This is a genomic window from Xylophilus sp. GW821-FHT01B05 (assembly GCA_038961845.1).
Taxonomy (GTDB): domain Bacteria; phylum Pseudomonadota; class Gammaproteobacteria; order Burkholderiales; family Burkholderiaceae_C; genus Xylophilus.
This window is the reverse complement of the sequence record CP152408.1, coordinates 956,256-970,718: the sequence shown is the minus strand read 5'-3', so window position 1 is coordinate 970,718 and position 14,463 is coordinate 956,256. Positions and strand designations below refer to the sequence as shown.

Annotated in this window: 14 protein-coding genes and 1 other RNA gene; 6 read left to right on the top strand and 9 right to left on the bottom strand. The window is 68.2% G+C overall.

The window, feature by feature from the left end:
- Positions 1 to 52: 52 nt before the first annotated feature.
- Both AAFF27_04650 and AAFF27_04645 read left to right on the top strand, forming a co-directional pair.
- Positions 53 to 670, top strand: coding sequence for a nitroreductase (locus tag AAFF27_04650; GenBank protein XAH24484.1), 618 nt, complete (start codon positions 53 to 55; stop codon positions 668 to 670).
- Positions 671 to 837: 167 nt separating this feature from the next.
- Positions 838 to 1,587 (top strand): RNA pseudouridine synthase, encoded by a 750-nt coding sequence (locus tag AAFF27_04645; protein ID XAH24483.1) that lies wholly within the window; start codon positions 838 to 840, stop codon positions 1,585 to 1,587.
- 189 nt (positions 1,588 to 1,776) lie between these two features.
- On the opposite strand, the gene AAFF27_04640 is transcribed toward AAFF27_04645, so the two are convergent.
- The 8 genes from AAFF27_04640 to AAFF27_04605 all read right to left on the bottom strand — a co-directional run bounded on the left by AAFF27_04640 (position 1,777) and on the right by AAFF27_04605 (position 10,001).
- Positions 1,777 to 2,958 (bottom strand): multidrug effflux MFS transporter, encoded by a 1,182-nt coding sequence (locus AAFF27_04640; protein ID XAH24482.1) that lies wholly within the window; start codon positions 2,956 to 2,958, stop codon positions 1,777 to 1,779.
- Complete coding sequence (locus AAFF27_04635; protein XAH24481.1) at positions 2,955 to 4,427, bottom strand: efflux transporter outer membrane subunit; 1,473 nt, start codon at positions 4,425 to 4,427, stop codon at positions 2,955 to 2,957. Before AAFF27_04635 ends, AAFF27_04640 begins: the two co-directional genes overlap by 4 nt.
- Positions 4,428 to 4,432: 5 nt before the next feature.
- Positions 4,433 to 5,359, bottom strand: a complete 927-nt coding sequence (locus AAFF27_04630; protein ID XAH24480.1) for an efflux RND transporter periplasmic adaptor subunit — start codon at positions 5,357 to 5,359, stop codon at positions 4,433 to 4,435.
- Between the two features lie 166 nt (positions 5,360 to 5,525).
- Complete coding sequence (locus AAFF27_04625) at positions 5,526 to 5,723, bottom strand: DUF1656 domain-containing protein (protein XAH24479.1); 198 nt, start codon at positions 5,721 to 5,723, stop codon at positions 5,526 to 5,528.
- The gene (locus AAFF27_04620) at positions 5,720 to 7,807 is read right to left on the bottom strand and encodes an FUSC family protein (GenBank protein XAH24478.1); all 2,088 of its coding nucleotides are present in this window, start codon (positions 7,805 to 7,807) and stop codon (positions 5,720 to 5,722) included. Before AAFF27_04620 ends, AAFF27_04625 begins: the two co-directional genes overlap by 4 nt.
- A complete protein-coding gene (locus tag AAFF27_04615; protein ID XAH24477.1) occupies positions 7,804 to 8,298 on the bottom strand; it encodes a MarR family transcriptional regulator in 495 nt (164 codons plus the stop codon). The genes AAFF27_04620 and AAFF27_04615 overlap by 4 nt, the downstream gene beginning before the upstream one ends.
- A gap of 204 nt (positions 8,299 to 8,502) precedes the next feature.
- Positions 8,503 to 8,944: RNase P RNA component class A (rnpB, locus tag AAFF27_04610), an RNA gene on the bottom strand.
- A 58-nt stretch (positions 8,945 to 9,002) separates the two neighbouring features.
- Complete coding sequence (locus AAFF27_04605) at positions 9,003 to 10,001, bottom strand: LysR family transcriptional regulator (GenBank protein XAH24476.1); 999 nt, start codon at positions 9,999 to 10,001, stop codon at positions 9,003 to 9,005.
- Between the two features lie 15 nt (positions 10,002 to 10,016).
- On the opposite strand from AAFF27_04605, the gene AAFF27_04600 reads away from it, so the two are divergent.
- Positions 10,017 to 11,036 carry an LLM class oxidoreductase gene (locus tag AAFF27_04600; protein XAH24475.1) on the top strand — a complete coding sequence of 340 codons (1,020 nt, stop codon included), beginning with the start codon at positions 10,017 to 10,019 and terminating at the stop codon, positions 11,034 to 11,036.
- A 50-nt stretch (positions 11,037 to 11,086) separates the two neighbouring features.
- Complete coding sequence (locus AAFF27_04595; GenBank protein XAH24474.1) at positions 11,087 to 11,593, top strand: nuclear transport factor 2 family protein; 507 nt, start codon at positions 11,087 to 11,089, stop codon at positions 11,591 to 11,593.
- 74 nt (positions 11,594 to 11,667) lie between these two features.
- On the opposite strand, the gene AAFF27_04590 is transcribed toward AAFF27_04595, so the two are convergent.
- Positions 11,668 to 12,450, bottom strand: a complete 783-nt coding sequence (locus AAFF27_04590) for a helix-turn-helix transcriptional regulator (GenBank protein XAH24473.1) — start codon at positions 12,448 to 12,450, stop codon at positions 11,668 to 11,670.
- Between the two features lie 95 nt (positions 12,451 to 12,545).
- Here AAFF27_04590 and AAFF27_04585 point away from each other — a divergent pair, with 95 nt between their 5' ends.
- Complete coding sequence (locus AAFF27_04585; protein ID XAH24472.1) at positions 12,546 to 13,442, top strand: DMT family transporter; 897 nt, start codon at positions 12,546 to 12,548, stop codon at positions 13,440 to 13,442.
- Between the two features lie 41 nt (positions 13,443 to 13,483).
- Positions 13,484 to 14,404 carry a cysteine synthase A gene (gene cysK, locus AAFF27_04580; protein ID XAH24471.1) on the top strand — a complete coding sequence of 307 codons (921 nt, stop codon included), beginning with the start codon at positions 13,484 to 13,486 and terminating at the stop codon, positions 14,402 to 14,404.
- Positions 14,405 to 14,463 lie beyond the last annotated feature (59 nt).

Sequence of the window (14,463 nt, the reverse complement as noted above, 5' to 3'; positions counted from 1 at the left end):
GGGCTTACTCGCACCGTCATAAGATGAGAACAATTCTCATCAAAGGCATTCCATGCAACGCGACGCACCCGCCCTCCTCCAGCCCTCGGCCGCGGCCATCGACAGCGCCGCCGTCTTCAACGCCCTGCTCTCGCGCCGCTCTGGCTGGCCGCTGGCAGAGCCGGCGCCAAGCGAAGAGGAGCTGAACCTGGTGCTCGACACCGCCCTGCGCGCGCCCGACCACGGCAACTTGCGGCCCTGGCGTTTTGTGCTGGTGCGCGGCGCGGCGCGCCATGCGCTGGGCGAGGTCTTTGTGCAGGCCGCCATTGCGCGCGGCGAGGCGGCAGAAGACGCCGAGCGCTTTCGCCGCAAGGCGCTGGCTGCGCCGCTGGTGATCGCGCTGGGCGCGCAGGTGGTCGAAGGCCACAAGGTGCCGGTGCAAGAGCAGTTGCTGGCCGTGGGCGCGGCCGCGATGAACCTGCTCAACGCACTGCACGCACTGGGCTATGGCGGCTTCTGGGCCACCGGCGCCAACAGCCACGACCCGCGCGTGGCGGCCGCGCTGGGCCTGCCGGCGCCGGGCCGGCTGGTGGGTTTTTTGTACGTGGGCACGGCGCAGCAGGCGCCCGGCGACGAAGCGCGGCCGGCGCGGGCCGACCATGTGCGCGAGTGGAGCGGGCCGCAGGCCTGAGACAAAATAGATAGCAGCATGCCCAGGTCACACCTGCATTTCAGACACAAAACCACCTGAACTGCAGGAAGTACCCGGGCAAGCAGCTATTTTTTAGATAGCACGCATTTGCCCCGGCGGCAGCCGCGCCGCGCGCCTACACTGGCCGCCTTTGCCCGCACGCTGCCATGACCGAAGAACCGATCCGCCTCGCCAAACACCTCGCCGCCCTGCGCGGCTGCTCGCGCCGCGAGGCCGAACAGTTGATCGACGGCGGCTGGGTGCTGGTGGATGGCGTGATGGTCGACGTGCCAGAGAGCCGCGTGCGGCCCTCGCAACAGGTCACCGTCGACCCCAAGGCCAAGCCCGGGCCATCGCTGCCGGTCACCCTGTTGCTGCACAAGCCCGCCGGCTACGAGGCCGGCGCCCAGCCCGGCAAACGCGGCCCGGCGCTGCAGTTGCTGCAGCGCGCCAACCGCGCGCCCAAGGACCGCTCGCAAGAGCGAGCACTGACGCGCCACTTCGCGCACCAGGTCTGCGTCACCCCGCTGGAAACCGCCGCCTCCGGCCTGGTCGTGTTCACGCAAGACGCCCGCATCCAGCGCAAGTTGCTGGAAGATGCCGCCCTGGTCGAGCACGAGCTGATCGTTGAAGTGAAGGGCGAGGTCCCGCCCGAGGCGCTGGCCTACCTCAACCGCACGCCCGTGATCGACGGCCGCGCCATGCTGCCCGCCAAGGTCAGCATCAGCCGCGACTCGCCCGAAACCACCGGCCTGCGCTTTGCCACCAAGGGCCACTGGCCCGGCCAGGTGGCACAGATGTGCGAGGCCGCGCAACTGCAACTGACGGCGATCAAGCGCATACGGGTGGGGCGCATGGCGCTGGCGGGGTTGGAGCCGGGGCAGTGGCGGTACCTGATGCCATACGAACGGTTCTAAAAACACACCCCCAGGCTTCGCGCACTGCGTGTCGCTGCGCCAACCCCCTTGCAGGGGGCACATCCAGCGGCCCGGCAAAGCCGGTTCCGCGGATGTCTTGGCATGGCCTGCTCCGCGGCCTTTTGATCCTTTTTTGCTCTTGCGCTGCTGGCAGTGCGTTTGCAGCTCGCTCCGTTGCCTAGCGAGAACTCAACGCCCGCGCAGCGCCATCCAGAACGACAGCTGCGCCACCACTCCCGCCCCTGCCAGCACCACCGCCGCCGCCAACGCAGACCCATGCCCCAACCCGGCCAGCGCCGTGCACAGCGCGCCCACCGCCATCTGCGTAAAGCCATAGAGCCCCGAGGCTGAGCCAATCGCCTGCGGGTTGACGCTGATGGCCTGGGCCAGCGCGGCGGGGGCGGCCATGCCTACGCCTACGGTGAAGATGAACATGCTGCCCACGGTCAGCGCCAGCGACAGCTGGCCCGACAGCACTGCGCCCAGCAGCACAAAGGCCGCCAGCACGCCCATGGCGTTGGAGCGCACCAGCAGGCGCTCTACCGACACACGGCCGATGAGGCGGCTGGTGAGCATGCTGCCTAGCCACACGCCGGAGACCAGCAGGGCGAGGTAGAAGCCGGCTTCGTGCGCGGGGCGGTGCAGCTCGTTGGCGAAGATGAACGGGGCCGATGCGATGAAGGCATACATCGACGTGGTGGCGCAGCCGCCGCCCACGGCAAAGCCGAGGAAGGCCGGTGAGCCCAGCAGTTGGCGGTAGTTGCGCATCAGCGTCGGCCCCGCCGCGCCAAGGACTGGAGCGCGGGTTTCGGGCAGGCGACGCCAGGTGAAGAACATGGTGACCGCGCCCATGGCCGACAGCGCGAAGAAGATAGCGCGCCAGCCCAGCGTGGAGGCCAGCAGGCTGCCGGCCAAGGGCGCGAGGCTGGGGCCGACCGTGACCATCAGGTTCATGAGCGCCAAGCGGCGCGTGGCGTCTTGCGGCTCGGAGGTGTCGCGCACGATGGTGCGCCCCAGCACCAGGCCGGCACAGCCGCCCATGGCCTGCAGCAGGCGCGCGGCCAGCAAGGTGGGCACGTCCTGCGCAAACGCCGCCGCCAGCCCGGCCACGGTGTAGAGCACCAGCCCGGCCAGCAGCACCGGCTTGCGGCCAAAGCGATCGGCCAGCGGCCCGTACACCGGCTGGCCGATGGCCAGGCCAAAGATGTAGAGGCTGATCGCCATCTGCATGGCGCCGGTGCTGGCGTGCAGGCTTTCTGCGGCGTGCGGCAGGGCCGGCACAAAGATGTGCATGGCCAGCGTGCCACTGAAGGTGGCCAGGGCCAGCAGCCAGAGCGGCGCGTGCGGGCGCGTCTGGGTCAAGGTGCTCATTGCACGACGGGGCCCGGGGTACTGGCAGTCGCTTGCTTGTCTGGTTCCCAACCACCGCCAAGCGCCAAGAACAACACGACCTGGTCGTCTGCCAGTTGCGCCTCCGACGCGGCCAGCGCAGCCTCACTCGCCGCCAGTGCGCGCTCGGCGTCCAGCGCCTCCAGGTAGCCGGTGCGGCCGCTCTGGTAGAGCTGGCGCGCCTGGCCGGCCACCGTGGCGCTTTCGTCGCGCGCGGCCTGCAGCGCGGCGCGGCGGTCGAGCTCGCGGGCGTAGGTGGCCAGCGCGGTTTCGGTCTCGCGCAAGGCGGTGAGCACGGTGCCGTCGAACTTGGCCAGCGCGCCACGGGTGCTGGCCTCGGCCTGGGCGATGCGGGCTTTGGCGGCGCCGGTGTTGGGGATGGTCCAGGAGATCAGCGGGCCCAGGCTCCAGCTGAAAGTGTCGCGGCCGCCAAAGTCGCTGGCCTTGCCAACGGAGGATGCCGACAGGCCCAGCGACACCTTGGGGTACAGATCCGCCATGGCCACGCCTATGCGCGCGGTGGCCTGGGCCAGGCCGCGCTCGGCCTGGCGGATGTCGGGGCGGCGGCGCAGCAGCGCGGCGCCATCGCCCACCGGCACGGTGCCGGCCACGCGCGGCGGCGCCGTGCAACTGGCGACCTCACGCGGGAAGTCTTGCGGCTGCGCGCCGGTGAGCGTGGCCAGGCGGTAGAGCGCGCCCTGGCGCTCGGCCTGCAGCGGCGGCAGCGCGGCCTTCAATTGCTGCAACTGGCTGCGCGCACGGCCACTGTCGATCACACCCGCGCGGCCGGCCTGCTGCAGGCGCGTGGTCACGTCCACCGCCTCTTCTTGCAACTGCACTGACTTCTCTGCGCTCTGCAGGCGCAGGCCGGTGGAGCAGGCCTCGGCATAGGCGCGCGCGGTGCCGGCGGCCACATTCACGCGCACCAGATCCAGCGCGGCCTGGGCCGCATCGCCGCCGGCCTGAGCCGCTTCGATGGCGCGGCGGATCTGGCCGAACAGGTCCACCTGGTAGGACAGCGAGGCGCCCGCGCCGTAGTTGAAGGTGCTGGGCGGCTCGTAGTTCTTTTGCAGCAGCGACAGGCCCGACACATGGCCGTATGACGGCCCGCCGCTTACGCCCAGCGTGGGCTTTTGCGCGCCGGCCACTTCGGTCTCGATGGCGCGCTCGCGCTCCAGGTTGGCCACGGCCTGGCGCAGGTCGGTGTTGTGGGCCAGGGCCTGCGCCACCAAACGATCAAGCAGCGGGTCCTGGTACAGCCGCCACCAGTACGCCGGCAGCGGGGCATCCACAAAAGGCGCGGCCACTTCGGCAAAGGGCCGGCCGGCCGAGGGCTGGCTGGCCAGTGCCTCGGCCGGCTGGTGGTAGTTGGGCCCGATGGGCGCGCTGCCGCAGGCGGCCAGCGTGGCTGCGGCGATCAGCGGCGAAAGACGCAAGGCAAGGCGAAGCATGGCGCTTACCCCTTGCTGGCGGTGGGCGCGGCGGCGACATGGGCGGCCTCCACCACCTGCACCGTCACCGTCTGGCCGGCGACCAGGCGCGTGCCTTCGGGCAAGGGATCAAGCCGCACGCGCACCGGAACGCGCTGCGCCAGCCGCACCCAGTTAAAGCTTGGGTTCACGCTGGGCAGCAGGTTGGCGCTGGTGGAGCGGTCATGGTCGGCAATGCCGGCGGCCAGGCTGTCGACCGTGCCGGCCAGCACCGCGCCGCCGCCCATGGGCGTGACCTGCACGCGGTCGCCCACGTGGATGCGCGGCAGCTTGGTTTCCTCAAAGTAGCCTTCGACGTAGAAGGAATGCGCGTCCACCAGCGCCAGCACGGCACGGCCGGCCGCGGCATAGCTGCCCTGGCGCAGGTCCAGGTTGGTGACCAGGCCATCGGCCGGGGCGCGCACCTGGGCGCGCTGCAGGTTGAGCTTGGCGGCGTCCAGCGCCACCTCGGCCTGCGCCACCGCAGCGCGCGCCTGCTCGGCACGGGACTGGGTCTGCTCGCGCGCCTCTTGCGACACCAGCGTGCCCAGCGTGGCATTGCGCGCGTTCTCGCGCTGGGCCTGGGCCAGCACCGTGCGCTGCGCGCCAAGCGCGGCCTGGGCCTGGCGCAGCGCCAGCTCGTAGCGGGCAGGGTCGACCTCGAACAGCAGCGTGCCTGCCGCCACCGGCTGGTTGTCCTGCACCGGCACCGCCGTGACCAGGCCGGACACATCCGGCGCGATCTGCACCACGTTGGCCCGCACGCGGCCGTCACGCGTCCAGGGCGCCAGCTCGTAGCGGTCCCACAGGCGCAGGCCGGCCCAGACGGCGGCGGCCACCACGGCCAAGGTGACAAGAACACGCAGCAGGCGCAGCGGCCAGGTGTTGTCGGAGAAGGAAGGCAAGGTTTTCATAACGGATTCAATAGTTTTCGATTGCGCTACGCGCGGCACACGACAGCACAGAAGGCCGCGGAGCAGGCCACGCGCAGACATCCGCGGAACCGGCTTTGCCGGGCCGCAGGATGTGCCCCCTGCAAGGGGGTTGGCGAAGACACGAAGTGCGAAGCCTGGGGGTGTGTCATGACGTCACACGGCTCAGGCCGTAGAGCAACAAGAGGTAAAGCGCCATGTCGAACAGCGCGGGATGCCAGACCAGCCGGTAGAAACCAACCGCCGCCAGCACGCGCCGCACGCCCCATAGCGCCAGCAGCGCAGCGCCGGCCAGCACCATCAGCCAGGGCAGCAAGAGGCCGTAGAAACTCGTTTGTCCGGTCATGTGGCGGCCCCTCCGTGGGCTGTGGACAGCGCTGTGGGCGCGTCTGGGAACAGGTTGCGGCGCAGGCCCACCAGGGCGGTGATGGCGCTGCGCGCGTCGGGAGATGGATCGCGCGGCTGCAGCGCTACGGCCAGCGCGGCATCGATCTGCGGCAGCAGCTCTGCGGCCGCCCCGCCGCCCTGCCCGCGTGCGCGGAAAAAGCCGGCGATGCCGCCCAGCAGATTGGCGGTGGCCGCCTGCGGCAGCTCGGCACGCACGCGCTGCAGCGCGACGATGTCGGCGCCCATGCGCAGGTCGCGCAGCGCGTCGTCTGCGGGCACGCCGGCAATGGTGCCGCCGGCCTGGGCAATGCGCGGCGCCAGCAGGCCGATGCGGTCGAGCATGCGCACGGCATAGGCCTCGCCCTGCGGCAGCAGGCGCGGCGCGGCGGCCATGTCGCCCAGCTCGCGCCAGGTGGCGCGCTGGATGCGGCGCGCGCTCCAGTCCACGCCCACCGAGCGCACCAGCCGCGTGACCCCGGCCGCCGCCAGCACGCCCAGCACCTGGCCCAGGGTGGCGTTGATGAAGCTCACCAGGTCGGCCGTGGCCGTGTCGTGCATGGCCAGCGTGCCGGCCACGCCAAAGATCAGCGCCATCGCGGCCATGAACTGGGCCGGCCGCGCCATGTACAGGCCCATCACCAGGAAGGCCGGCGCACACACCAGCACCAGCATGCCGATGTCTTGCACCAGCGGCATCAGCACCAGCACATACAGGGCTGACAGGGGCACCGACCACAGCGTGTACTTGAGAAAGCCCTGCATGGCCGGCACCGGGTCGTCCATGGTGGCGAAGAAGCAGCAGGACACCGCCGCGATCATGGTGGCGATGGAGCCCATGGCCCAGCCAGTCAATATCCAGAAGGCACCGCACAAACAGATGGCCAGCGCCGCCGCCAGGGCCGACAGCAGCGCCATGCCGTGGTCGCGGTGCAGCACGCGGTTGCCCAGCGCCGCCGTGCGCTGCGGCGGCAGTGCCGTGCCGCGCAGGCCGGTGTCGATGTCGCGCCGCAGCCGGGCGCAGGCGCGCCAGCCGTCCAGCAGCTCTTCCAGCCGGCCGGCCAGGCCTATGCGCAGCGCGCGACTCCAGGCGCTCATCGGCGCACTGCCAGCGGCCAAGGTGCGCACGCCCTGGCGCAGCGCGTGCAGGTGCTCGGCCTGGGCCGCCGCATCCTCGCTTGCGCCTTCGGCCTGCAGCCAGCGGCTGGCCTGTGCCAGCACGGCGGCCACGTCTGGCGCCAGTGCGCCTTCGGCCTGCTCCAGCGCCTGCAGCCGGTCTTCCACCGCCGACAGCGCGGGCGTGAGCGCCGCCACCTGGTCCTGCATGGCGCGAATGGCACCGGCCGTCCAGCGCAGGTGCGTGGTGTCGAAGGGCACGTGGGTGGACAACAGCCGCAACTGCGTGATGTCGCCTGCCAGGCGCCGGCGGTCAGCCACCAGCAGCGGTGCATCGGCATCGCCGCTGCGCATGGCCGGCTGCAGCAGGTCTGCCAACCACTTGCGCGCATCGCGCAGCGTGCGGTCCAGCAGGCCCAGCACGCTCGGTGCCAAACCCGCCGGCAGCACCAGGCTGTGGACCAGCGTGGCGCAGAAGATGCCCAGGCCGATCTCCTCGACCCGCGTCACGGCGATGTCAAACAGCTGCAGCGGCGCCTGCACCGAGGGCAGGCCGATCAGCGCCGCCGTATAGCCGGCCAGCATGAAGATGTAGGAGCGCGGCGTGCGGTCCAGCAGCGAGATGCTCAGGCACAGCCCGACCCACAGCGCCAGTGCCAGCACCAGCAGCTCTGGCGCGTTGGACAGAGCCGGCACCATCAGCACCGTGGCGACGCAACCAATCAGCGTGCCGAAAAAGCGGTACAGCGCCTTGGAACGCACCGCGCCGGCCAGCGGGTGCGCCACGATGTAGGTGGTCATCAATGCCCAGAACGGCCGCGGCAGGCCGGCGCGGCTGGCCAGGTACATGGCCAGCATGGCGGCGCCAAAACTCTTGGCAGAAAAAAGCCACTCCGCGCGGGTGAAGCGCGGCAGCGTGAAGCTGTTCATCCCGCCGTCTCCTGCGATGCCTGCAATGTGGCGCCGCGCCCCAATCGCGCCTCCAGCACCGCAAAAACGCGCAGGCAGCTGGCCACGTCTTCGTCCGACACGCCCTGGAACAGCTCGGTGCGCATGGCGTACAGCGCCTCTTCGATCTGGGCGCGGGCCTCGGTGCCGGCGGGCGTCAGGTGCAGGGTCTTGGCGCGGCGGTCCAACGGGTCTTCGCGCCGCTCGACAAAGCCGGACTCCATCAGTTGCTCCAGCGGCCGCACCAGCGATGGGCTCTCTATGGCCAGCATGTCGGCCAGCACGCCCTGGCGCACGCCGTCGCCCGCGCGGCCAATCATCACCAGCGGCCAGGCCATGGCCTGCGACAGCCCGACATGCGCTCCCGCCCTGTCCGCCGCCGCCCGGTAGCCGCGCTGCAGCCGGGGCAGCGCCACGCCCAGGGCCATCAACGCGGCTTCGCGCTCGGTGAAGGGGGTGCTGGGTGTGGACATGGGTAGATAAAAATAGTTAGCTTGCTATGTATTTTAGACCAAGGGGAAACCCGATGTCGAGGGAGGGCTGAGAGGCCTGGGTTTGGCACACCACAGGAGCTATCAAATAGATAGCTAAAAGCCCAGGCGCAGCCTGGGCTAGAGGCATTTTTCTCTCAAAAGTGCCGCATGGCAAACCCTTGGAAGGATTGCCCGGGAAGAAAAGTGTGAAGCCCGCCTGTAAGCCGGATTCTGTGCACCGGCGCCTCTTGCGAGGCGCCGGCGTGACCGCCATTACTCTGGGCCGTTTGTCACCAAACGGCTCGATGCCACCTACCCGCCAGCTCAGCGGAACCACCTCAATACTGGCCTACTTGGTGTTGCTGCGCGCAGAGATTGCCCGTTTCACCTTGAGTGCTCCGCACTCAAGGTGGCTGTGGGCTTTCGCGGCTTGCACCGCGAACCGGCCGGCTTGCGCCGTCCGGCACCAGCTTGCGCTGGCGACCCACAGAACACCCTGTGGCTGAACACACCCAAACTCGTCTCTGTTGCTCTGATCCTCACCTCACGGTGGAGAGTCGTTAACTCCTGCGCTGTCCTGTGCAGTCCGGACGTTCCTCCAGTGCGGCCTTTCGGCACTTGCACCAGCGGCGGTCCAGCAGGCTTCACGGGGCGGATTATCGCTGCTTCGTGCACGCGGCCTTGCGCGGGCCCCGCCCATCGGCTCAAGCGAAACCCGAGTTGGGTGCGGCCGCGGCTTGTGCGAGGGCATCCACCACCACCCGCAGCTTCGGGTGCACGTAGCGGGACCTGGGCCAGACTGCGTGTATCGGCATCTCCGCGCCGGCGAACGGGTCCAGCACCGAGACCAGGCGCCCCGTCTGCAGATGCCCGGCAATCAACCAGGTCGGTAGCTGGCACAGCCCGCATCCCGCCAGAACGGCGTCGACCATTGCGTCACCATCGCTGAATTCGTGCCGGACGTTCACTTCCTGCTTCTGGGAGCGCCCATCGGCGTTCTTCAGCAGCCAAGTGGGCCGAGCCGTCCGGCGCCATCCAATGATGCAGGCTCTGGTTGCCAACTCCGCGGCATCCTGCGGACGGCCATGGCGCTCGATGTAAGAGGGCGAGGCGCAGATCACCAGCCTTTGCACCCCTATCTGGCGCGCGACCAAATCGCTGTCATCGTCCAGGGTGCCGATGCGAACGGCCAGGTCGACGCCTTCGTCGACCACGTTGATGGTCCGTTCGCTGAACATGACCGAGAAGTTCAGGCCGCTGTGCACCAGGGCCAGGTCCGTCAGGATCGGCATCACATGGCGCCGGCCAAACGCGGCGGGAAGGTCAATGCGCACCTTGCCCACCGGCGACGCTCGACCGGTCGCCAGGCTTTTCTCTGCCCCGTCCAGTTCACCCAGGACTGCCAGGCAGGTCTGCAGATAGGCCTCACCGTCATTGGTGAGCGTTAGCCGCCGTGTCGTGCGGTGCAGCAGCTTCGTGCCGACGCGCGCCTCCAGGCGCGAAACGCTCTTGCCCACCGCCGACGCGGTCAGGTTCAGCACCAGCCCGGCTGCGGTAAAGCTCCCGGTGCGCGCTGTCTCCACGAACTCGGACAAGCCATCGAATCGGCGCGAGACCTCTGACATTAAAGAACCCCAGGATGAAATGAATTGAATTTCATCCTGATTATCAATGGAGAAATTGGTAATTACGATAGCTGCCAACCAAGGAGATCCCTGATGCCCACCGCATCCCTCGCCGATCCGGCAATCCAGTTGTCGGCACCTCACATCGCAAGGCATCCCGGCAACCGGCGCCTGTTCGCGCCCGGCCGCCTCACGGTGGGCCTCATCATGCCGCTGGAGACCTACCCCGACCGGCCGGCGCCAACGATGGCCGACCACATCCAGATGGCACAAATGGCGGACGAAAGTGGTTTCGGCGCGCTGTGGATGCGTGACGTGCCCTTCTACGATCCGCACTACGGCGACGTCGGCCAAATCTTCGAGCCTCTGGTCTACATCGCGGCCCTGGCTGTCGCCACACGCCGGATCGCACTGGGCACTGCAGGCATCGTGTTGCCGATCCGGGAGCCCAAGATCCTGGCAAAGCAGGTGACCACGCTTGACCAGCTGTCCGCCGGGCGGATGCTGCTGGGCCTGTCCAGCGGCGACCGGCCAGCCGAATACCCGCTGTTCGGTGTCGACTTCGAAAGCCGGGGCGAACGATTCCGCGAAGGGTTTGAGGTCTACCGGGCAGTGACCGAGGGCGACTTCCCGAAGTTCAGCTCGACCCACTTCGGCCGATCCAGTGGAAACCTCGATCTGGTGCCAAAGCCCCCGTTCGACCGGACTCCCGCCATTTCCATCGGGCGCGCGCAGCAATCGATCCCGTGGATTGCACAGAACATGGACGGCTTTATCGCGCCCTCCCCGCCCCTGGCGCAGCTTTCTGACTTCGTTTCCGGCTGGCGTTCGACCGTCCAGGCGGCCCACGGAGAAGGCGCCTTCAGGCCCATCGGAATCGCGGGGTACCTGGACCTTGTGGAAGACCGGCATCACCCATTTCGACAAATGAGGGCGGGGTTTCGCAGCGGCAGCAAGGCACTCGTCGAGTTCCTGCGCAGCGCGCAAGCGGCCGGGGTCAATCACGTCGCCTTCAACCCCAAGATCAGTCGCCGCCCCTATGCAGAGCTGATGTCCGACCTGGTCGACGACGTCTTGCCGGTTTTCCCATCCATCGCGGCAAGGCTTGGCTAGCCCGATCGAACCACCCGCCAATCGGCACGCAACTGACCTTGGAAAAAGCCATGAACGACAAACTGAACGCACTTCTGGACCACGAAGAAATCCGCAACCTGCGCAACCTCTACGCCCATTTTCTTGATGGCAACCTTCCGGAGAAACTCGACGAAATCTTTGCTGTGGATGCTGTGGCCGACACCGGCCGCGGCCAATGGAACGGCCGCCAGGAGATCAAGCAAGGTCTGGCCGCCGCCTTCAAGGAGTACGACCGCGACAAGCAGGGCAGCTATCCATTCATGCACGCGGTGACGAACCACTGGATCAAGGTGCTCAGCCCGGACCGTGCCGAAGGCCGCTGCTACCTCATCGACTTCGAGACCGCGCCAAAGGCCGACCCCAATCCGCTGCTGCTACTGGGAATCTATTCGGATGAATACAGGCGCATCGACGGCAAGTGGCTGATTGCCCGCTCACGCCTCGAACACGTGTGGCCGCAGCGAAACGGCGGCGGGGGAATGCCAGGCGAAGGGCTGCAGCTCCCTGAGAAACCGGCCCATCGCAAATGCGAATAACTCTCCACTCACCAGAATGGCGGCCACCTGCCGAGCTGGCGCAGCGATGCGGCGCTGGTAGGCCGCGGCGCGCATCAGACCGCGTACTCGCGCCGGTACTGTTCCGGCGTGCTGCCGGACTGGCGCTGGAACATCGCGATAAAGGCCGAGGCCGTGCCGTAGCCCAGGTCAAACGCGATCTCTTGCACCGCCCGGCCGGCCTCCAGCGCGTCGATGGCGCGCAGAAAACGCAGGCGCTGGCGCCAGTCGCCCAGCGACATGCCCAGCTCGCGCTGGCAGTGGCGCGCCAGCGTGCGCTCGGTGGTGTGCGCATGCGCCGCCCAGTCGGCCAGCGAGCGGTGGTCGCCGGGCTCGGCCATGAGCGCGGTCAGTACATGGGCCAACGCCGGTGTGCTGGCAAAAGGCAGGTAGTTGCGCTCTACCGGCGAGCGCGCCAGTTGGTCCACCAGCACCTGGGCCAGGCGCAGGTCGGCGGCGTCTTCGGGCACGTGCAACTGGCGCTCGGCAAAGTCGGCCAGGATGCTCTTGACGATGGGGCGTATCTGCAGCGTGCACAGCTCGGCCGGCAGATCGGCGCAGTGATCCGGCGCCAGGTAGACCGCGCGGTAGACCACGGCGTGCGGCACATAGCAGCTGTGCACCACCTGCGGCGGTATCCAGATCGCGTACTGCGGTGGCGACAGCAGGCGCTGGCCATCGGCGTCGATCTGCAGCATGCCGTGGGCGGCGTAGTTCAGGTGCCCCCAGGCATGGCTGTGCGCCGCCGCATGGCTGCCGGTGCCAAATTCGTCATAGCGAAAGTAGACCGACCCGGGCACGCCTTCCAGGTCCTGGATCTTCAAGCTCAAGGGGTCCATGGCTGTCCTACATTCCAGGCGATATGTCCCAAATGAGCTATACCCATCAGGACAGACACGGCGATGATAGCGGCCGACTCTCAAAACTCTGCGCTATGTGGCAATACGCCTTTCCCCTGCTGGCCGTGCTGATCTGGTCTGGCAACACCGTCGTCAGCAAGATGGCGGCCGGCAGCATCGGCGCTGCCGAAATCAGTTTCTACCGCTGGCTGGTGGCCGGCCTGCTGTTCACCCCCTTCATGCTGCGGCCGGTGCTGCGCAACTGGCCGGCGATACGCCCGCACGCCGGCCGAATCGTGGTGCTGGGCCTGCTCGGCATGGTGATCTGCCAGAGCCTGGCCTATTACGCGGCCTACCTGACCACGGCCACGCACATGGGCATCATCAATGCGCTGATCCCGGTCATGGTGCTGGCGCTGTCGGTGCCGCTGCTGGGCCAGCGCCTGACCGCGGGCGCGGTGGTGGGCGCGCTGCTGTCGATTGGCGGCGTGCTGATCGTCGTATCGGGTGGCCACCTGCACAGCCTGGTGGCCAGCGGCACCGGCGCGGGTGATGCGCTGATGCTGCTGGCGGTGCTGGCCTATGCCGCCTACGCCATCCTGCTCAAGAAATGGGACCTGCGCGCCATTCCCGCGCTGCAACTGCTCTATGCGCAGATCGTGGTGGCCATCATTGCCCTGCTGCCGCTGTATCTGCTGTCGTCGCGCACGGGCTTGTCTGCCACCAACCTGCCGCTGGTGCTGTATGCCGGCGTGATGGCATCCATGGGCGCCACGCTGCTGTGGATGCACTCCATCGCCCGCATCGGCCCCAGCCGCGCCAGCCTGTTCTTCAACCTGATGCCGCTGCTCACCGCGCTGATCGCCGCGCTCACGCTGGGCGAGGCGCTGGCGCCCTATCACGCGGTTGGTGGCGCATTGACCATCGCCGGCGTGTTGCTGGCCGAGCGCTGGAGAACACCACTGCGGCCAGGACTGTCGGCACGCGCGTAGCGCCACAATGGCGCTCCATTCAGCCACCGCACAGGAGACCCATGAAGGCCAGCACCGTCCTCCAGACCATAGGCAACACGCCGCACATCCGCATCAACCGCCTGTTCGGTAGTGCACCGCAGCAGGTCTGGATCAAGTCCGAGCGCGGCAACCCCGGCGGCTCGATCAAGGACCGCATCGCGCTGGCGATGGTGGAAGACGCCGAGCAAAGCGGCGCGCTGCAGCCCGGCGGCACCATCGTCGAGCCGACCTCGGGCAACACCGGCATCGGCCTGGCCATGGTGGCGGCCGTCAAGGGCTACAAGCTGGTGCTGGTGATGCCCGACAGCATGTCGGTCGAGCGCCGCCGGCTCATGCTGGCCTACGGCGCCAGCTTTGACCTGACGCCGCGCGCCAATGGCATGAAGGGCGCCATCGCCCGCGCGCAAGAAATCGTCGCGGCCACGCCCGGCGCCTGGATGCCGCAGCAGTTCGAAAACCCGGCCAACGTCGAGGTGCACGTGCGCACCACGGCGCAAGAAATCATCGCCGACTTCCCTGATGGCATCGACGTGCTGATCACCGGCGTGGGCACCGGCGGCCACATCACCGGCGTGGCCCGCGTGCTGAAGGCCAAGTGGCCCAGGCTGCAGGTGTTTGCGGTGGAGCCCACCGCCTCGCCCGTGATCTCTGGCGGCGCGCCGGCACCACACCCCATTCAAGGCATAGGCGCGGGCTTCATCCCCAAGAACCTGGATGTCTCGCTGCTGGATGGCGTGATCCAGGTCGATGCCGAACCGGCCCGCGAATACGCCCGCCGCTCTGCGCGTGAGGAAGGCCTGCTGGTCGGCATATCGTCCGGCGCCACCCTGGCCGCCATTGCGCAAAAGCTGCCCGAGCTGCCGGCCAAGGCCGTGGTGCTGGGCTTTAACTACGACACCGGCGAGCGTTACCTGTCGGTGGAAGGCTTTTTGCCGGATTAAGAAGAAAATATGACTCTATCCCAATACCCACCTGGGCTTATAGCTATTATTTTCGAAGC

What these genes read in the sequence shown, in the direction of transcription:
- AAFF27_04625 (XAH24479.1), bottom strand. Translation starts at nt 5,723, where the DNA reads ATGACCGGACAAACGAGTTTCTACGGCCTCTTGCTGCCCTGGCTGATG.
- AAFF27_04650 (XAH24484.1), top strand. Translation starts at nt 53, where the DNA reads ATGCAACGCGACGCACCCGCCCTCCTCCAGCCCTCGGCCGCGGCCATC.
- cysK (XAH24471.1), top strand. Translation starts at nt 13,484, where the DNA reads ATGAAGGCCAGCACCGTCCTCCAGACCATAGGCAACACGCCGCACATC.
- AAFF27_04640 (XAH24482.1), bottom strand. Translation starts at nt 2,958, where the DNA reads ATGAGCACCTTGACCCAGACGCGCCCGCACGCGCCGCTCTGGCTGCTG.
- AAFF27_04635 (XAH24481.1), bottom strand. Translation starts at nt 4,427, where the DNA reads ATGCTTCGCCTTGCCTTGCGTCTTTCGCCGCTGATCGCCGCAGCCACG.
- AAFF27_04595 (XAH24474.1), top strand. Translation starts at nt 11,087, where the DNA reads ATGAACGACAAACTGAACGCACTTCTGGACCACGAAGAAATCCGCAAC.
- AAFF27_04645 (XAH24483.1), top strand. Translation starts at nt 838, where the DNA reads ATGACCGAAGAACCGATCCGCCTCGCCAAACACCTCGCCGCCCTGCGC.
- AAFF27_04600 (XAH24475.1), top strand. Translation starts at nt 10,017, where the DNA reads ATGCCCACCGCATCCCTCGCCGATCCGGCAATCCAGTTGTCGGCACCT.
- AAFF27_04630 (XAH24480.1), bottom strand. Translation starts at nt 5,359, where the DNA reads ATGAAAACCTTGCCTTCCTTCTCCGACAACACCTGGCCGCTGCGCCTG.
- AAFF27_04585 (XAH24472.1), top strand. Translation starts at nt 12,546, where the DNA reads ATGTGGCAATACGCCTTTCCCCTGCTGGCCGTGCTGATCTGGTCTGGC.
- AAFF27_04620 (XAH24478.1), bottom strand. Translation starts at nt 7,807, where the DNA reads ATGAACAGCTTCACGCTGCCGCGCTTCACCCGCGCGGAGTGGCTTTTT.
- AAFF27_04615 (XAH24477.1), bottom strand. Translation starts at nt 8,298, where the DNA reads ATGTCCACACCCAGCACCCCCTTCACCGAGCGCGAAGCCGCGTTGATG.
- AAFF27_04590 (XAH24473.1), bottom strand. Translation starts at nt 12,450, where the DNA reads ATGGACCCCTTGAGCTTGAAGATCCAGGACCTGGAAGGCGTGCCCGGG.